Annotated in this window: 2 protein-coding genes (1 of these 2 cut by a window edge); both read right to left on the minus strand. The window is 67.5% G+C overall.

Annotated features, from left to right (window positions below; translation table 11 throughout):
- Positions 1–1,490 carry the beginning of a non-ribosomal peptide synthase/polyketide synthase gene (locus OG714_RS07720; protein ID WP_406119505.1) on the minus strand. It extends 21,607 nt beyond the left edge of the window, so 1,490 of the gene's 23,097 nt are visible here — the first part of the coding sequence; it begins with the start codon at positions 1,488–1,490; its stop codon lies beyond the left edge, outside the window.
- Positions 1,490–20,851, minus strand: coding sequence for a non-ribosomal peptide synthase/polyketide synthase (locus tag OG714_RS07725; RefSeq protein ID WP_406119506.1), 19,362 nt, complete (start codon positions 20,849–20,851; stop codon positions 1,490–1,492). Before OG714_RS07725 ends, OG714_RS07720 begins: the two co-directional genes overlap by 1 nt.
- Positions 20,852–21,664 lie beyond the last annotated feature (813 nt).

Raw genomic sequence — 21,664 nt, forward strand, 5'->3', positions numbered from 1 at the left:
TCCCCATACGACAACTCCACCCCCTCACACACCACCGCCACCGCACCCGGATCAGACGCGACCCGAACCGCAAACAACTCCGCCAACGACGACCCAGCCCCGGCAACCCCAACCCCCGTGTCATTCCAATCCACCAGTATTCTCCGGCGCTCGTCGGCATCGAGGATCTCGACCGAGCTCATCCGCATCGACGGATCCGAGACCGCCGCCGAGAGCACGCGGACCCAGCGGCGCGCGATCTGGTCGGCCGCCTTCTCGTCGAAGACGTCGGCCGCCACCGTCACCACGCCACGCACACCGGCCGGCGCACCCCCGGCGCCGAACATCTCGGCAGCGGTGACCTCGAGGTCGAACTTCGCCGCGGACGTTCCCCCGGTCATGCGGGACACCTTGAGACCGGGCAGGTCCAGCTTCGCCGGCCCGGCGTTCTGCAGCGTCAGCATGACCTGGAACAGGGGGTGCCGCGCGAGGGAGCGGGCCGGTGCCAGTTCCTCCACGAGCCGCTCGAAGGGGACGTCCTGGTGCTCGTACGCGCCGAAACTCGCCTCCCGGACCCGCTCCAGCACCTCGGCGAAAGTCGGATCGCCGGAGAGGTCGGTCCGGATGACCAGCGTGTTGACGAAGAAGCCGACCAGGTCGTGCAGGGCCTTGTCGGTGCGTCCGGCGATGGCTGAACCGATCGGGATGTCCGTGCCGGCACCGAGGCGGGACAGCGTCACCGCGAGTGCTGCCTGGAGCACCATGAAGAGGCTCATACCTCGTTCACGTGCCATGGTGACGAGCCGCTCGTGCACCGCGGCCGGGATCTCCAGCTCAGCTTGGTGACCGCGGCAGGTCGGGACTACCGGCCGCGGCCGGTCGGTCGGCAGCGACAGTTCCTCGGGGACTCCTGTCAGGGCCTCACGCCAGTACTCGACCTGCTGCGACAGCACGCTCTCCGGGTCGTCCTCGTCGCCGAGCAGCTCCCTCTGCCACATGGTGTAGTCGGCGTACTGCACCGGCAGGGGCTCCCACTCGGGCGCCCGGCCCGCGCGTCGCGCCGTGTACGCCACCGACAGGTCCCGCGCAAGCGGGCCGGCCGACCAGGCGTCCCAAGCGATGTGATGCACCAACAGGACGAGAACGTGCTCGTCCTGGCCCGCTGCGAACAGGCTGGCCCGCAGCGGGATCTCCGTGGCCAGGTCGAAGGTGTGCCGCACCGCGCGGTGGACGGTCTCCGTCAGCTGCTTCGGAGCCACATCCGCGACGACCAGCTCGAACCCGGTCTCATCGACCGGCAGGATGCGCTGGTACGGCTCGCCGTCGGGCGCCGGGAACACCGTCCGCAGCACCTCGTGCCGTTCCAGCACATCCCGTAGCGCCGCTTCCAGCGCTTCCCGGTCGAGCGCCTCGGAGAAGCGCAGCACCGTGGGGTTCGTGTACGTCGTGCTCGGCCCTGCCAGCTGTGCCAGGAACCACAAACGACGCTGGGCGAACGAGAGCGGGATCATCAGGACTCCTCCTGGCTGCGCATCGGCCGCAGCGCGGGCCTAGCTTTCCGACGACTGTCACTTTGCTGTGCGAGCCAGACCGCGAGCGCGGCCGGCGTCGGGGTGCCGAAGACCGACCGGATCGGCAGTTCCGCCCCCGTTTCCTCTCTGATCTCGCTGCTCAGCCTGGTCGCCAGCAGCGAATGTCCGCCGAGGGCGAAGAAGTCGTCGTCGACTCCGACCTGGTCCAGGCCGAGCACACGGGCGAACGCCCGGCAGAGGATCTCCTCCTGTGGCGTGGCCGGGCCGCGTCCCCGCCTCTCCGCGTATTCGGGGACGGGCAGTGCCGCACGGTCGAGCTTCCCGTTCACCGTCAGCGGCAGCGCGTCCAAAGCCACCACGGCCGAGGGCACCATGTGGCCGGGGAGCCGACCTGTCGCCCACGCGCGCAGGGCATCGGGCAGTGCGTTCGGCAGGGCCGCCCCCGCCGTGGCATCGGCGGTGGCGTCGGTGGTGCCGCCGTTGGGGGCCGGGACCACGTAGGCGACCAGGCGCCTGTCGCCGAGTGCGTCCTGCCTTGCGATCACCGCTGCCTGCGCCACCTGCGGGTGCGCGGCCAGCACCGCCTCGATCTCGCCCGGCTCGACACGGAACCCGCGGATCTTCACCTGCTCGTCGACTCGTCCGGCGAACACCAACTGGCCGTCCCCGGTCCAGCGCACCAGGTCCCCGGTCCGATACATCCGCTCGCCCGAACCACCGTACGGGCAGGCCACGAACCGCTCACCGGTCAGGTCGGGCCGGCCCACATAGCCACGCGCCACCTGTGCACCGGCGACGTACAGCTCGCCCGCGACGCCCACCGGCACCGGCTTCAGTCGGGCGTCCAGCGCGTACAGCCGCGTGTTGGCCACGGGCCTGCCCACCGGCACCGCACCCGAGCCGATCGACTCCGCAGACAGCCGAGCCGTCGCCACGGCGATGGTCGTCTCCGTCGGACCGTAATGGTTGAACACCCCGTGCTCACCGGCCGCCGCAAGCAAGCCGGCCACCAGTTTCCGCGGTGCCTCTTCACCGCCCAGCACCAGTGCCTTGGCCGGCAGCACCCCGGCGGTACCCTCGGGCCCGGCCGTCAGCGCCGCGAGGTGCGAGGGCACGGCCTTGAGGTAGTCGATGCGGTGTTCCGTCAGATACCGGCTCACGGCCACCGCATCGGTCACCGTGTCCTCGTCCAGGATGTGCAGCTCACCACCGGTGACCAGACTGGCGAACACCAGCGTGTTCCCCGAGTCGGTCGTCTGGGCCTGCACCACCGCGTAGCGGCCGGGCCGGTCGAGGCCGATCCGCCCGGGCACCGTGGTCACATAGTTCGCCAGTCCGCCGTGCGTGACCGCCACGCCCTTGGGCCGCCCCGTCGAACCCGACGTGTAGATCACGTACGCGATCTGGCCCGGCAACGGCGCTGCGGGCTCCACCGACGGTTCCGGTCCCACCGACGGTTCCGGTCCCACCGACGGTTCCGGTTCGGTCGACGGCTGTGTCGACTCGGGTGCGTCCACCGCGATCAGCCGATGTCCGCTCGCCGGCAGTGACTCGAGGAGCTCGCCCGTGGTGAGGGTCAGCACCGCACCACTGTCCGCCAGCACGTACGCGATGCGTTCGGCGGGCATCGTCGAATCGACCGGCACGTAGGCCGCCCCCGCCTTCCACACACCCAGGATCGCCGCGATCGTCTGGACCCCGCGTGGCAGGCACAGTCCCACCACGGACTCCGTGCCCACGCCGTGAGCGCGCAGATAGCGCGCCAGCCGGTTCGCCCGTGCCTCCAGCTCCGCGAACGACACCTCCACCCCGTCTTGAACCACGGCCACGGCGCTCCCGGTACGACGCACCTGAGCCTCGAACAGGGTGGGCGCCATCGACGCGGCGCCCCCCACCACCGTGTCGTTCCAGTCCGTCAGCAGTCGGTCCTTCTCCACCGCGTCCAGGATCTCCATCGACGACAACGAGCTGTCCGGGTCGTGCTCCAGAGCAGTCACCACGCTGTCCAGGCAGGTGTGCAGCAGCCGGCACACCGCCTGCCCGTCGACCGGGCCCACCGCGTCCACGTTCAGCCAGAACCCGGACTCCAGGTCGTCCACCGACACGGCCACCGGATAGTTGGTGGCGGTCCGGGCGTACACGGTGCTGATGCCCTTGGACGAGGTCGCGGCGCTCGGACCGGGCTCCGCCTTCGGGCGCCTGCCATGCCGATAGTTGAACAGTGAGGCGAACAGCGGGCTGCCGTTCGGGACGCCACTGGCCTGCTGCGCCAGCCTCAGCGGCGCGTGCTCGTGCACCAGCAGCTCCGCCAGCTGGTCGCGTACGCCCTCCAGCGCCGTGCCCACACTGACCCCGTCGACACGGACGCGGACGGGCAGGGTGTTGATGAACAACCCCGGCACCCGGTCCGCGCCAGCTCCGGCGTTCATGCGCCCGAACAGCACCGTGCCGAACACGACGTCGTCGCGGCCGCTGATCGCGGCCAGCACCCGCGCCCAGGCCAGGTGGAACACGGTGGCCGGGCTCGCACCGAGTGAGCGGGCGACGTCGCGTATTCGTCGGCCCACCTCGTCGTCGACGTCCATCCGGGAACGCACGACATCGGTGCCGTCACCGTGCACGTCCAGCAGACCGTACGGAGCGGTGGTCTCCTCCACATCCCCCAACAGGCCCGCGAAGTACCGCTCGTGCTCCTCCCGCGTCACACCGAGTCGGGCCTGCGCGACGAAGTTCCGGAACGGCACCGGCTCGGCCAGGGAACCCTCCTGCCCCGACAGGAACGCTCGCATCTCATCGAGCAGCACGTCCTGGCCGGTGTGGTCCTGGACCAGGTGATGCATCCGCAGCAACGCCAGCCAACCACCGTCCTGGCCGGGCTGTGGGGTGGTGTGCACGTCGATCAGCGGCGCGCGACGGATGTCCATGCTCGATCCGGCGGCCTCGATCAACTGCTTTACGACATCGGGGCCTTGCAGGTCGACAGAGATCTCGTGGACGGGCAGTGCGGCCGTTCGGACCACGACCTGCACCGGCTCACGGAGTTGCTCCCACACGATCGCCGTGCGGTAGATGTCATGCCGGTCCACCACCCGCTGGAGAGCGCAGAGGAAGGTGTCCAGACGATCCCGTGAGTCGAACTCCATGACCCTCGGGGCCGCGTACACGTCCGTGCCACCGTCCGTCTGCAACAGGTGATGGAAGAACAGGCCCTCCTGCAGCGGCGCCAGGGGGTACACGTCGGCGATGTTGGCCGCGCCGCCCTGGATCGATGCGACGATCCGCTCGACCTCCGCTTCGGACAGCTCGACGAGCGGGAGCATGTCCGGGGTGATGCGCTCAGCACCCTCCGGAATCCGGTTCTCCGGAACCACGACCGCATCCGGAGCCGCCACCACGGCCAGGCCCGCGGGTGTCGGCGTCTGGAACAGCGCGCGCACCGAAACGGACACACCCCGGCCGCGGAGCTGCTCCACCAGCGACACCGCCAGCAGCGAGTGCCCACCCAGCGAGAAGAAGTCGTCATCGACACCGACCGCGGGCAGGCCCAGGACCTGGGCGAAGGCCTGGCACAGGATCTCCTCCTGCACGGTTGCCGGCGGACGCCCCGTGTCCGCCGTCGCCGCAGCACCGTAGTCAGGAGCCGGCAGCGCCTTGCGGTCCAGTTTCCCGTTACCGGTCAGCGGCAAGGCATCGAGGACCACCACGGCTGCGGGGACCATGTACTCCGGCAGACGGGCGGCCACGAACTCCTTCACCGTTGTGGTGAGTTCAGCAGCGTCCGTGTCGTCGGCCTCGCCGGTGACGACGTAGGCGACGAGTCGGACATCGCCCGGGGTGTCCTCGCGGGCGACGACTGCAGCGTGGGTGACCAGCGGGTGCGCGGCTACGACGGCCTGGACCTCGCCGGGCTCGACCCGGAAGCCGCGGATCTTCACCTGCTCATCCGCACGCCCGGCGAACACCAGCCGCCCATCGACCGTCCAACGCACCCGGTCCCCCGTGCGATACATCCGCTCACCGGATGTACCGAAGGGACACGCAACGAACCGCTCCGCCGTCAGCCCGGACCGGCCGACATACCCACGCGCCACCTGCGCACCGGCCACATACAACTCACCCACCACACCCACCGGAACTGGCTTCAGGTCCCTGTCCAGGACGTAGGTCTGCGTGTTGGCCACCGGAGAACCCACCGGGATCACCCCGGACGCCACATCCCGCACAGTCAGCCGCGTGGTAGCCACACCGACCGTGGTCTCCGTCGGCCCGTAATGGTTGAACACCATGCGCTCAGCGGCAGCCGCCCCCAGCAACTCACCCACCAACTCGGCGGAGGCCGCCTCACCACCCAGGACCAGAGAGCGCACCGAGGCCACCGACGCCGCACCCAACGCCGCCACGTGCGACGGCACCGCCTTCAGACAATCGATCCCCTGCTCCGTGAGGTAGGCCGCCACCGCGACCGGATCGGTCACCGACTCCTCATCGATGAAGTGCAGTTCACCCCCACCGGTCAGGCTCGCGAAGACGGTCGTGTTCGCCAGGTCGGTCGCCTGACCCTGCACCACCGCATACCGGCCCCCGATGCCGAAGCCCACCCGCTCGGGCACCGAGGTGACGTAATTGGCCAATCCTGCGTGGGTGACCGCGACGCCCTTCGCGCGCCCCGTCGAACCCGACGTGTAGACCACATACGCCACCTGCTCCGGCAGAATCTCCACCCCCGGTGCAGTCTCCGGGAAGGCGGCCAACTGCATCGCCGTGAGCGTGTCATCGACGGCGACCAGACGATGACGTCCCGCCGGAAGATCCTCCAGGATCTCCTCCGTCGTCAACGTCAGCACCGCACCACTGTCACGCAGGACGAACGCCACCCGCTCCGCCGGCTGACCCACATCCACCGGCACATACGCCGCCCCCGCCTTCCACACCGCCAGCATCCCCGCGAGCATCTCCACGCCCCGCGGCAGACACAGACCCACCACCGACTCCGCACCCACACCCTGCGCCCGCAGATAATGCGCCAGCCGGCTCGCCCGTCCGTCCAGTTCCGCGAACGACACCGACTCATCCCCCTGCACGACCGCCACCGCATCCGGCGACCGCACCACCTGCCCCTCGAACAACCCCAACACCGACATCCACGGCAAATCCACCACCGTGTCGTTCCACTCCACCACCACCCGCCGACGCTCAGCCTCGTCAACGACTTCCAGAGCGCTCAGTCGTGTGGAGGGCTCCTCTACGACCTGAGCAAGCAGCAGGTTCAGCGCTTCGGCCATGCGGCTGACGGTGTCCGGGTCGAACAGATCAGCCGCCGCTGTCACCACCCCGCCGATGCCCGCCGGAGCACCGCCCCGATCGAACCGCTCACCCACCAGCACCGACAGATCGAACTTCGCACCCACCCGGCCCAACGGCAACGCACTGCCCCGCAGACCCGGCACCTGCGCAGCCGTCCCGCCCACACCCGCCACCGACACCGTGTCCTGCATCGTCAAAATGACCTGGAACAACGGATGCCGCGCCGCCGAACGCACCGGCGCCAACTCCTCCACCAGCCGCTCGAACGGCACATCCTGATGCCCGAACCCGGCAAGACTCGTCTCCCGGACCCGCTCCAGCACCTGAGCGAACGTCGGATCCCCCGACAGATCCGTACGGATCACCAGCGTGTTGACGAAGCAGCCCACCAACTCGTCCAACGCCTCATCCGTACGGCCCGCGACCGCCGAACCGATCGGGATGTCCGTCCCCGCACCCAACCGCGACAACGTCACCGCCAACGCCGCCTGCAACACCATGAACACCGTCACACCACGCTCACGCGCCACCTCACGCAACCGCACATGCACCCCAGCCGGCACCTGCACCCCCACCGCATGGCCCTCATGCGAGGCGACCGCAGGACGCAACCGGTCATACGGCAACGCCAACTCCTCCGGCACCCCCGCCAACGCCTCACACCAGAACCCGACCTGACGCGACATCACACTCTCCGGGCCCTCCTCGGACCCGAGCAATTCCCGCTGCCACAACGCATAGTCGGCGTACTGGACCGGCAACGCCGCCCACTCGGGGGCCCGCTCCTCACACCGCGCCGCATAAGCAGACGTCAGGTCACGCTCCAGCGGAGCAGACGACCACCCGTCACTGGCAATGTGATGCACCACGACTGTCAGCACATGCTCATCAGGCCCTGTGGCGAACAACCACGCCCGCAACGGAATCTCGGAACTCAGATCGAAGGCATAGCCTGCCGCCTCCGTAACCACCTCATCGAGGTTCTCTGTTTCCACATCGGTGACGGTCAGCGCGAAGCCGGTCTCCTCGACGGACAGGATCTGCTGGTACGGCTCCCCATCGGCGACTGCGAACACCGTCCGCAGCACCTCATGACGCCCGACCACATCCCGTAGCGCGTCTTCCAGCGCTTGCCGGTTCAGGGCCCCGGTCAGCCGCAGGACCACAGGCTGGTTGTAGGTGGAACTCGGACCCTCCAGCTGCGTCAAGAACCACAGTCGGCGCTGCGCGTACGACAACGGCACCCGCTGCGGACGCACCCCCGCCACCAGAGCCGGACGCGCCACTTCGGCCTGGCCGAGCCTGGTCGCAAGCCCGGCCGGCGTCGGCACCTCGAACAACGTCCTCAGCGCCACCTCCACACCCAGCACCGCACGCACCCGACTCACCAAACGCGTCGCCAGCAACGAATGCCCACCAAGCGCGAAGAAGTCGTCCTCGACACCCACCTCATCAAGGCCGAGGACCTGGGCGAACGCCTGGCAGAGAATCTCCTCCTGCACGGTCGCCGGGCCCCGGCCTCCACCGCTCACATACTCCGGAGCGGGAAGCGCCCTACGGTCCAGCTTGCCGTTCACCGTCAGCGGCAACGCATCCAGGACTATGACCGCCGACGGCACCATGAACTGCGGCAACCGCTCACCCACGTACTCACGCAGCTCGGCCGGGACCGCATCCCCCACGACGTAGGCCACAAGGCGTTTGTCCCCGGGCACGTCCTCACGAGCGACCACCGCAGCCTGCCCCACCCCCGGATGCGCGGCCAGCACGGCCTCGACCTCACCCGGCTCGATACGGAACCCACGGACCTTCACCTGCTCATCCGCACGCCCCAGATACTCCAGCCGGCCCCCGGCCGACCACCGCACCACATCCCCCGTCCGATACATCCGCCCACCCACCGCACCGAACGGACACGCCACAAACCGCTCCGACGTCAGCCCCGGGCGCCGCACATACCCGCGCGCCAGACCCGCACCCGCCACATACAACTCCCCCGCCACACCCACCGGCACCGGACGCAAACCTTCATCCAGCACATACACCCGCGTATTCGCAATCGGCACACCGATCGGAACCCCGGCAGCGGAAAAATCATCCCCGGGACAAATGGAATACGTGACACACCCGACCGTCGCTTCGGTCGGCCCGTATTCATTCACCACCCTCGCGTCAGGATTCACCCCACGCCAACGCCGCACCATCTCACCAGAAAGCGCCTCACCACCCACCACCACATCACCCGACAACGCACGACCCCGCGCCAGATCACCCAGCAAACCCAGATGACTTGGCGTCACCTTCAAGAAAGTGCAGCCCCACTGGCCCGACAACGCCTCCACCACATCCGCGCTCCCGGTCAACCCCACCACCCGCACACACCCGCCCACCAGCAACGGGCCCAGCAACGACGTCACCGTCAAATCGAACGCCACCGACGAATGAAGACCCGCCACCCCACGCAGACCCTCATACTCCTCACCACACCACCGCAGATAACCCACCGCACTCCGATGAGAAATCACCACACCCTTCGGACGCCCCGTCGAACCCGACGTATAAATCACATACGCCGGATGATCCACACTCAGCGAACCCAAACGCTCGGCATCCGCGACATCCGCATTCGACACACCCGCCAAACGATCCTCAAAACCAGAATCACCCAGCACCATGCACGGCACGGAAACCTCGGGAAACACCGTGCCCGCAGCAGTGATCACACACACCAGACCCGCATCAGCGACCATGAACTCGACGCGATCCGCCGGATAGTCGACATCGATCGGCACATACGCCGCCCCCGCCTTCAGCACCGCCCACACCGACACCACCAACTCGGCCGAACGCGGCAACGCCAGACCCACCAACGTCTCAGGACCCACCCCCTCACCCACCAACACCCGAGCCAACCGACTCGCACGCGCATCCAACTCCGCATACGACAACTCGACATCCCCCACCACCACAGCCACCGCATCCGGCGTCCGCACCACCTGCGCCGCAAACAACTCGGGCAACGTCAACCCCGAGCCCTCCACCCCCGTGTCATTCCAGTCCACGAGCGTCTTCCGGTGCTCGTCGTCGTCGAGAATGTCCACTGCCGACAGGAGACCCCGGGGGTCCTCTTCCAGCGTGGTCACGAGGCTGTCGAGGCAGGTGTGCAGCAGCCGGCACACCGCCTGCCCGTCGACCGGCCCCACCGCATCGACGGTCAGTCCGAACCGGGACTCCAAGTCGTCCACCGACACGGCCACCGGGTAGTTCGTCACCTCATGCATGGACAGGGTGCTGATGCCCTGCGTCGTACTGTCGGTGTCCGCGCCGACATCCGCCTGTGGGCGTCGGCCGTGCCGGTAGTTGAACAGCGAGGTGAACAGCGGGCTGCCGTTCGGAATGCTGCTGGCCTGCTGCGCCAGGGTCAGCGGAGCGTGCTCGTGCACCAGCAACTCCGCCAGCTGGTCGCGCACCCCCTCCAGCGCACTGCCCACACCAACGGCGTCGGTGCGGACCCGGACCGGCAGCGTGTTGATGAACAACCCCGGCACCCGATCCGCACCCGCACCCGCGTTCATCCGCCCGAACAACACCGTGCCGAACACGACATCGTCACGACCGCTGACCGTGGCCAGCACCCTCGCCCAGGCAAGGTGGAACACGCTGGCCGGGCTCACGCCGAGTGACCGGGCGACGTCACGTACCCGCCGGCCGACCTCCTCATCGACGTCCAGGTGCGAGCGCACGACACCGCTGCCATCACCATGCACATCCAGCAGGCCGTACGGAGCGGTGGTCTCCTCCACGTCCCCCAGCAGATCGGTGAAGTACCGCTCGTGCTCCTCCCGCGTCACACCCAGCCGGGCCTGCGCCACGAAATTCCGGAACGGCAGCGGCTCCGGCAGGGAGTCCTCGCGCCCGGACAGGAACGCGCCCATCTCCTCCAGCAGGACATCCTGCGTGGTGTGGTCCTGAACCAGGTGATGCATCCGCAACAACGCCAGCCACCCACCGTCCTCACCCGGTTGTGTGGCGGTGTGGACGTCGATCAGCGGCGCACGGCCGATATCCATCCTCGACCCGGCCGCCGCGGTCAACTGACCTGCGACATCACTGCTTTCCCGATCGACAGCGACTTCGATGACCGGCAGTTCGGCCCGGCGGACCACGACCTGGACCGGCTCACGCAACTGCTCCCACACGACCGCGGTGCGGTAGATGTCGTGCCGATCCACCACCCGCTGAAGCGCACCGAGGAACGCGTCCAGCCGCTCGCGCGAGTCGAAGCGCAGAACCCGAGGCACCACATACGCATCCGCACCGCCTCCATCGGCCTGCAACAGGTGATGGAAGAACAGACCCTCCTGCAAAGGCGCCAGAGGATACACATCAGCGATGTTCGCCGCGCCGCCCGGTATCTGTGCGACGACGTGCGCCAACTCGGACGCGTCCAGATCAACCAGCGGCAACATGTCCGCGGTGATGCGTTCCGCGTCGTCCGGAATCAAGTTGGGCGGCACCACCACCTCGGCCGGCCCAGCGGCCGCCGCCAGGCCCGCAGGCGTCGGCGTCTGGAACAACGCCCGCACCGACACGGACACACCCCGGCCGCGCAGCTGCTCCACCAACGACACCGCCAGCAGAGAGTGCCCACCCAGGGCGAAGAAGTCGTCCTCCACACCCACCGCGGGCAGACCCAGAACCTGGGCGAAGACCTGGCAGAGGATCTCCTCCTGCACCGTCACCGGACCACGCCCACCACCCGCCGTGAACTCGGGAGCCGGCAACGCCTTACGGTCCAGCTTCCCGTTCACCGTCAACGGCAGCACATCCAACGACACCACCGCCGACGGCACCATGAACTCCGGCAACCAGTCAGCCGCGAACCTACGCAGATCCGCCCCCGCAACCTCCCCGACCACATACGCGATCAGCCGCTCATCACGCACCACGACAGCCACGTCCACGACCGCGTCATGACGCGACAACACCGCCTCAACCTCACCCAACTCCACCCGGAACCCACGCAACTGCACCTGCTCGTCCGCACGGCCGTCGAAGGCCAGCCGGCCCTCAGCCGTCCAGCGCACACGGTCCCCGGTCCGATACATCCGCTCACCCGCACCACCGAACGGACACGCCACAAACCGCCCCGACGTCAACCCCGCACGATGCAGATAACCCCGCGCAAGCCCCGCCCCCGCCACATACAACTCCCCCACCACACCCACCGGCACCGGACGCAACCACTCATCCAGCACAAACACCCGAAGATCCGGAAGCCCCACACCAATCACACCACCACGACCACTCCCACCCATCGCCATACCATCCACCGGCGCATACGTGACGTGGACCGTCGTCTCCGTAATCCCATACATATTCACCAACCGCGGCCCCCCACCCCCATGCCGCGCAAACCAACCCTCCAACCGACCCACATCCAACGCCTCACCACCAAACACCACACACCGCACCACCCAGTCATCCCGCTCCTGAGCCATCAACTGATAAAAAGCCGACGGCGTCTGATTCAAAACCGTCACCCCCTCCACCGCCAACAACCGCGCAAACTCCCGCGGCGACCGACTCACCTCAAACGGCACCACCACAAGCCGCCCACCATGCAACAACGCACCCCACAACTCCCACACCGAAAAATCAAACGCATACGAATGAAACAACGACCACACATCACCCGGACCAAACCCAAACCACTCCCGCGTCACCCCGAACAACCGCACCACATTCCGATGCGACACCACCACACCCTTCGGCCGCCCCGTCGAACCCGACGTATAAATCACATACGCCGCAGAATCCGGCAACACCTCCACCCCCAAATTCCCCTCCCCCAACCCCAACCCCAACTCCACCCCAGCAACATCACCCAAACCCAACACCACCACCGGCCGCACATCACCCAACACAAACTCCACCCGCTCCGCCGGATACTCCGGATCCACCGGCACATACGCCGCCCCCGACTTCAACACCGCCAACACCCCAACCACCAACTCCACCGACCGCGGCAACACCAACGCCACAAACCGCTCCGGCCCCGCCCCCCGCTCCACCAACCACCGCGCCAAACGATTCGCCCACGCATTCAACTCCCCATACGACAACGACCGCCCCCCACACACCACCGCCACCGCACCCGGATCACACACCACCTGCGCCTCAAACAACTCCACCACCGACAACAACCCACCCACTGCACCCCCACCCACCAACCCATCCACCACATCCCCACCCACACCAGCCCAACCCAAAACCAACCCACGCTCATCAGCACCCAGCACATCCACCCCACCCACCCGGATATCCGGCGTCTCCACCACCACCCCGACCACCCGCACCAACCACTCCACGAACCGCTCAGCCATCGACGCATCGAACACATCCGCAGCCACGATCACGACACCCCGCACACCAGCAGGAGCACCCCCGGCGTCGAACACCTCAGAAGCCATGACATCCAGATCGAACTTGGCCGTCACCGACCCTGCCGCCCCCGCCGCCCCCGCCGACCCGGCAGATCCGGTCGGTACTCCGGCAGCCTGCAACCCCGGCAGGTCGACAACCGCCCGGGCATTGTTCTGCAGCGTCAACATCACCTGAAACAGCGGATGCCGGGCCAGGGAACGCACCGGCGCGAGTTCCTCCACCAACCGCTCGAACGGCACATCCTGATGCCCGAACCCCGCCAGACTCGCCTCCCGGACCCGCTCCAACACCTCACCGAACGTCGGATCACCCGACAGATCCGTCCGCACCACCAGCGTGTTCACAAAGAACCCGACCAGGTCGTCCAACGCCTCATCCGTGCGGCCCGCGACCGCCGAACCGATCGGAATATCCGTCCCCGCACCCACCCGCGACAACGTCACCGCCAACGCCGCCTGCAACACCATGAACACCGTCACGCCATGTTCACGGGCCACCTCACGCAACCGCGCATGCACCGCGGCCGGCACCTCCAGCCCGACCGCATGGCCCTCATGGGACGCGACCGCAGGACGCGACCGGTCATACGGCAACGCCAACTCCTCCGGAACCCCCGCCAACGCCTCACGCCAGAACCCGACCTGACGCGACAGCAGGCTGTCCGGATCCTCCTCGGACCCGAGCAATTCCCGCTGCCACAAGGCGTAATCCGCGTACTGGACCGGCAACGGCGCCCACTCGGGCGCACGCCCCTCACACCGCGCCGCATACGCAGACGTCAGATCCCGCTCCAGCGGAGCAGACGACCACCCATCACTCGCAATGTGATGCACCACAAGGCTCAGGACGTGCTCGTCCGGAGCAACCCTGAACAGACGTGCTTGAACGGGGATCTCCGCACTCAGGTCGAAGGCATACCGCGCCGCCTCCGCCACAACCCCGCCGAGCTCCTCCGCGCGCACATCCGTGACCGTCAGCGCGAAGCCGCTCTCCTCGACCGGCAGAATCCGCTGATACGGCTCCCCATCCACCACCGCGAACACCGTCCGCAGCACCTCATGACGCCCGACCACATCCCGCAGCGCCTCCTCAAGCGCATCCCGATCCAGCGCCCCGGCCAGCCGCACCGCGATCGGAATGTTGTACGTCGCGCCCGGACCTTCCAACTGACCGATAAACCACAGCCGGCGCTGCGCATACGACAACGGCACCCGCTCCGGACGCACCCCCGCCACCAGAGCCGGACGCGCCACTTCGGCCTGACCCAACCGCGCCGCAAGCCCAGCCGGCGTCGGCACCTCGAACAACGTCCGCAGCGCCACCTCCACACCCAGCACCGCACGCACCCGACTCACCAAACGCGTCGCCAGCAACGAATGCCCACCAAGCGCGAAGAAGTCGTCCTCCACACCCACCTCATCCAGCCCAAGGACCTCGGCGAACGCCTGGCAGAGAATCTCCTCCTGCACGGTCGCCGGGCCCCGGCCTCCACCGCTCACATACTCCGGAGCGGGAAGCGCCTTACGGTCCAGCTTGCCGTTCACCGTCAACGGCAACGCATCCAGCACCACCACCGCCGACGGCACCATGTAGTCCGGCAACCGCTCACCGGCAAAGGCCCGCAGCTCGGACTCCGACGCCTCCCCCACCACATACGCCACCAGGCGTTTGTCGCCGGGAACGTCCTCGCGGGCGATCACCGCAGCCTGCGCCACCCCCGGATGCGCGGCCAGCACAGCCTGGACCTCACCCGGCTCGATACGGAAACCGCGGATCTTCACCTGCTCATCCGCACGCCCCGCGAACACCAACCGGCCCCCGGCCGACCACCGCACCCGGTCCCCCGTCCGATACATCCGCCCACCCACCGCACCGAACGGACACGCCACAAACCGCTCACCCGTCAACCCCGGACGACCCACATACCCCCGCGCCACCTGCGCACCCGCCACATACAACTCCCCCACCACACCCACCGGCACCGGCCGCAAACCCTCATCCAGCACATACACCCGCGAATGAGCAACCGGAGCACCCATCGACACCACCGGCCCCGACCCATCCACCTCCCCCGCCGTCACCATCACCGTCGTCTCCGTCGGACCATACGTATTCACCAACGTCCGACCCGCCGACCACACCCCCGCCAACCCCACCCCGATCGGCTCCGCCCCCACCACAACCCTCGACACACCCGCAAACTCACCCGGATCCAACACCCCCAACAACGACGGCACCACACTCGCCGCCACCACACCCCGCCCCCGCACCAACCCCGCCAACAACGACCCATCCGACCGCTCCGCCGACGACGCCACCACCAACGTCCCACCCGACGCCAACGTCACCGCAACATCCAAAACCGACGCATCAAAACTGAACGACGCGAACTGCAACACCCCCACACCCGGCCCCGCACCCAACACCGGACCCAACGCACCCACCAAAGACGCCAACCCACCCTGCGTAACCGCCACACCCTTCGGCCGCCCCGTCGAACCCGACGTATAAATCACATACGCCAAACTCCCGGCATGCAGGGCGACTTCGAGCGGGATGACCGGCGCAGCCGCCAGTTCACGTGCCACGTGCGTGTCGTCCAGGTTCACCATGTGGGCAGCCGAGTCGGACAGTGCGGCCACCTTGCCGCCGCGTCCGACCACGATCCCGGCGCCGCTGTCGGTGAGCATGAACTCCAGCCGTTCCGCCGGATATTCGGGGTCCAGCGGCACATAGGCAGCCCCCGCCCGCCACACACCCACAATCGCCGCCACCATCTCCACACCCCGCGGCAAGCACAGCCCCACCACCGACTCCACACCCACACCACGCGCCCTCAACAACCCCGCAAACCGACTGGCCCACACATCCAACTCCCCATACGACAACTCCACCCCCTCACACACCACCGCCACCGCACCCGGATCAACAACCGCCCACCGCGCAATCCGCCCAGGAACCAACCCCTCCACCACACCCACACCCACACCCACACCCACAGAAGTCGCATTCCACGCCTCGACCACCAACTCCCGCTCAGCCACACCAAACACATCCACCCCACCCACCCGGATATCCGGCGTCTCCACCACCACCCCGACCACCCGCACCAACCACTCCACGAACCGCTCAGCCATCGACGCATCGAACACATCCGCAGCCACGGTCACGACACCCCGCATACCAGCGGGAGCGCCCTCGGCGTCGAACACCTCGGAAGCAGTGACGTCCAGATCGAACTTGGCCGTGACCGTTCTGACGGACTCCGCCGGCGCAGCCAGCACTCCGGAGGCCTGCAACCCGGGCAGGTCGACGACCGCCTGGGCGTTGTTCTGCAGCGTCAACATCACCTGAAACAGCGGATGCCGGGCCAGTGACCGAGTCGGCGCGAGTTCCTCCACCAGCCGCTCGAACGGCACATCCTGATGCCCGAACCCCGCCAGACTCGCCTCCCGGACCCGCTCCAACACCTCACCGAACGTCGGATCACCCGACAGATCCGTCCGCACCACCAGCGTGTTCACAAAGAACCCGACCAGGTCGTCCAACGCCTCATCCGTGCGGCCCGCGACCGCTGAACCGATCGGGATGTCCGTCCCCGCACCCACCCGCGACAACGTCACCGCCAACGCCGCCTGCAACACCATGAACACCGTCACGCCACGCTCACGCGCCACCTCACGCAACCGCACATGCACCCCAGCCGGCACCTCCAGCCCCACCGCATGCCCCTCATGCGACGCGACCGCAGGACGCAACCGGTCATACGGCAACGCCAACTCCTCCGGAACCCCCGCCAACGCCTCACGCCAAAAACCCACCTGACGCGACAACACACTCTCCGGATCCTCCTCGGACCCGATCACTCTCTGCTGCCACAGCACGTAGTCCGCGTACTGCACCGGCAACGGCGCCCACCCAGGCGCACGCCCCTCACACCGCGCCGCGTACGCCACCGACACATCCCGCGCCAACGGACCCATCGACCAGCCATCACCCGCAATGTGATGCACCACGACGGTCAGCACATGCTCATCCGGACCGACCGAGAACAGACGTGCCTGGACAGGGATCTCCGCACTCAGATCGAAGGCATACCGCGCCACCTCCGCCACAACCCCGCCAAGCTCCTCCGCGCGCACATCGGTGACGGTCAGCGTGAACCCGGTCTCCTCGACCGACAGGATCCGCTGATACGGCTCCCCATCCACCACCGCGAACACCGTCCGCAGCACCTCATGCCGCTCCAAAACATCGCGCAGGGCTTCTTCAAGCGCATCCCGATCCAACGCCCCGGTCAGCCGCACCCCGATCGGCATGTTGTAGATCGCGCTCGGACCTTCCAGCTGCGTCAAGAACCACAGCCGGCGCTGCGCGTACGCCAACGGCAACCGCTCCGGACGCACCCCCGCCACCAGAGCCGGACGCGCCACTTCGGCCTGGCCGAGCCTGGTCGCAAGCCCCGCCGGAGTGGACGCCTCGAACAGCGTCCGAAGTGGCACCTCGACACCCAGCACCGCACGCACCCGACTCACCAGCCGCGTCGCCAGCAACGAATGCCCACCAAGCGCGAAGAAGTCGTCCTCGACCCCCACCTCATCCAGGCCGAGAACCTGGGCGAACGCCTGGCACAGGATCTCCTCCTGCACGGTCGCCGGGCCCCGGCCTCCGCCGCTCACATATTCCGGAGCGGGAAGCGCCTTACGGTCCAGCTTGCCGTTCACCGTCAACGGCAACGCATCCAGGACTATGACCGCCGACGGCACCATGTACGCCGGCAACCGCTCCGCCGAGAAGGCGCGCACCTGCCGAGCCAGCCCCTCGGGCACCGTGCCCTCACCAGGAACCGGAACTATGTACGCCACCAGGCGTTTGTCGCCGGGAACGTCTTCACGGGCGACCACCGCAGCCTGCGCCACCCCCGGATGCGCGGCCAGCACAGCCTCGACCTCACCCGGCTCGATACGGAAACCACGGACCTTCACCTGCTCATCCGCACGCCCCGCGAACACCAACCGGCCCCCGGCCGACCACCGCACCCGGTCCCCCGTCCGATACATCCGCCCACCCACCGCACCGAACGGACACGCCACAAACCGCTCACCCGTCAACCCCGGACGACCCACATACCCCCGCGCCACCTGCGCACCCGCCACATACAACTCCCCCACCACACCCACCGGCACCGGCCGCAAACCCTCATCCAGCACATACACCCGCGAATGAGCAACCGGAGCACCCATCGACACCACCGGCCCCGACCCATCCACCTCCCCCGCCGTCACCATCACCGTCGTCTCCGTCGGACCATACGTATTCACCAACGTCCGACCCGCCGACCACACCCCCGCCAACCCCACCCCGATCGGCTCCGCCCCCACCACAACCCTCGACACACCCGCAAACTCACCCGGATCCAACACCCCCAACAACGACGGCACCACACTCGCCGCCACCACACCCCGCCCCCGCACCAACCCCGCCAACAACGACCCATCCGACCGCTCCGCCGACGACGCCACCACCAACGTCCCACCCGACGCCAACGTCACCGCAACATCCAAAACCGACGCATCAAAACTGAACGACGCGAACTGCAACACCCCCACACCCGGCCCCGCACCCAACACCGGACCCAACGCACCCACCAAAGACGCCAACCCACCCTGCGTAACCGCCACACCCTTCGGCCGCCCCGTCGAACCCGACGTATAAATCACATACGCCAAACTCCCGGCATGCAGCTCCATCCCGGACATGCCGTCTCCCGGCAAGCCGGCCCATTCCTCGACCACAGCCCGATCAGCCAGATCGACGCCTTCCATCCCGGCCGCCGACAAGACCCCCATCAGGCCGCCCCGGCCCACCACAAGCTCAGCCCCGCTGTCCTCCACCATGAAGTGCAAACGCTCCGCCGGATACTCGGGATCCAGCGGCACATAGGCAGCCCCCGCCCGCCACACACCCACAATCGCCGCCACCATCTCCACACCCCGCGGCAAGCACAGCCCCACCACCGACTCCACACCCACACCACGCGCCCTCAACAACCCCGCAAACCGACTGGCCCACACATCCAACTCCCCATACGACAACTCCACCCCCTCACACACCACCGCCACCGCACCCGGATCAACAACCGCCCACCGCGCAATCCGCCCAGGAACCAACCCCTCCACCACACCCACACCCACACCCACAGAAGTCGCATTCCACGCCTCGACCACCAACTCCCGCTCAGCCACACCCAACACATCCACCCCACCCACCCGGACGTCCGGCGTCTCCACCACCACCCCGACCACCCGCACCAACCACTCCACGAACCGCTCAGCCATCGACGCATCGAACACATCCGCAGCCACGACAAGCCGGCCGGTGAGGCCGACCGGGGTGCCGTCCGTGTCGAGGGTCTCGGTGAGCATGACGTCCAGGTCGAACTTCGTTTTCCTCGAGCCCGTCAGTGGCTGAGTCGCGAGTCCTTCGACGTCGACGCCCGGCAGGTCGACGACCGCCTGGGCGTTGTTCTGCAGCGTCAACATCACCTGAAACAGCGGATGCCGGGCCAGTGACCGAGCCGGCGCGAGTTCCTCCACCAACCGCTCGAACGGCACATCCTGATGCCCGAACCCCGCCAGACTCGCCTCCCGGACCCGCTCCAACACCTCACCGAACGTCGGATCACCCGACAGATCCGTCCGCACCACCAGCGTGTTCACAAAGAACCCGACCAGGTCGTCCAACGCCTCATCCGTACGCCCCGCCACCGCCGAACCGATCGGGATATCCGTCCCCGCACCCACCCGCGACAACGTCACCGCCAACGCCGCCTGCAACACCATGAACACCGTCACACCACGCTCACGCGCCACCTCACGCAACCGCACATGCACCCCAGCCGGCACCTCCAGCCCCACCGCATGCCCCTCATGCGACGCGACCGCAGGACGCAACCGGTCATACGGCAACGCCAACTCCTCCGGCACCCCCGCCAACGCCTCACGCCAAAAACCCACCTGACGCGACAGCAGGCTGTCCGGGTCCTCCTCGGACCCGGACACCTCCCGCTGCCACAACACGTAATCCGCGTACTGCACCGGCAACGGCACCCACCCAGGCGCACGCCCCTCACACCGCGCCCCATACGCCACCGACACATCCCGCGCCAACGGACCCATCGACCAGCCATCACCCGCAATGTGATGCACCACCAGCACCAGCACATGCTCGTCGCGGCCCACCCCGAACAACCACGCACGCAGCGGAATGCCGACGCTCAGGTCGAAGACGTGGCGCACCGCCTCCGCCACCGCGGTGTCCAGTTCCTCCGGTCGCACGTCTGCGACGGTCAGTGCGAAGCCGCTCTCCTCGACCGGCAGAATCCGCTGATACGGCTCCCCGTCCGTCTCCGCGAACACCGTCCGCAGCACCTCATGCCGCTCCAGCACGTCCCGCAGCGCGCTTTCCAGGGCATCCCGGTCGAGTCGGCCCGACAGCCGTAGGGCCATCGGAATGTTGTACGTCGCGCTCGGACCTTCCAGCTGCGTCAAGAACCACAGCCGGCGCTGCGCGTACGACAACGGGATCATCGGGATTCCTCCTGTTTACGCGTAACCGCGGCGGGGATCGTGTTCCCCATTCGAAGGTGTCGCACCTGAGGGGCATGCCTTCGCAGCCTCCGCTCGAGCGGAGGCTTGATATTCAACTGCCGGTTTCGTCAGGGGCGGCAGTTGTTTTGGGCTTCGAACGGGTCGGTCATCCGTCATCCCTTACAAGACGTGTCCACGGGCGGCCGTAGGCGGAGCCAGTTCACTATGGTCCAGGCCGCATGTCTGATCAATGCCGGTGATCGAATTCGCCGATCGTTCAACTGCGTCCTGACCGCACTTGAACAGACGTGGCCGGCCCCCGCAGAGCATTGCCCGCCCGCGGTCGGGGCGTCATCGCTTGGGATTCCGGGCTTTCCCGGGGTACGTGCGCCGGACATGGGTGGAGCGACCGTTTTGAAACGTTGACTACCCTTTCGGGGGCCTCATTCCACCGCTGTTTTCACTCAGGATGCCCGCATACTCACGTCTCGTAGTGGGCGCAATACGGAATATTTGGCTCCGAATAAACCCCCCTGTCGTCGCGCAGATGTGAATGTAGGGTGGATGCCGAAGAGCGTCCGACAACCGTCATACGGTCGCGTGTCGGCCACCCGGCGACCGTTAATGGCCATACAGACACCGGTCCGGCTCACCCCGTTGCTCCAAGTTCTCGTAAAAGTACGTGGCACGAACCGGCTCATGCACGGCACGACCCACGAACAGCGGTTCCGAGATACTGATTAATCTGGGGGTAGATCTTGACGCAATCTGGAAGTGAAAGGGCCATATCCAGACCGGAGTACGACTCCAGGA

Source organism: Streptomyces sp. NBC_00989, assembly GCF_045162655.1.
Taxonomy (GTDB): domain Bacteria; phylum Actinomycetota; class Actinomycetes; order Streptomycetales; family Streptomycetaceae; genus Streptomyces.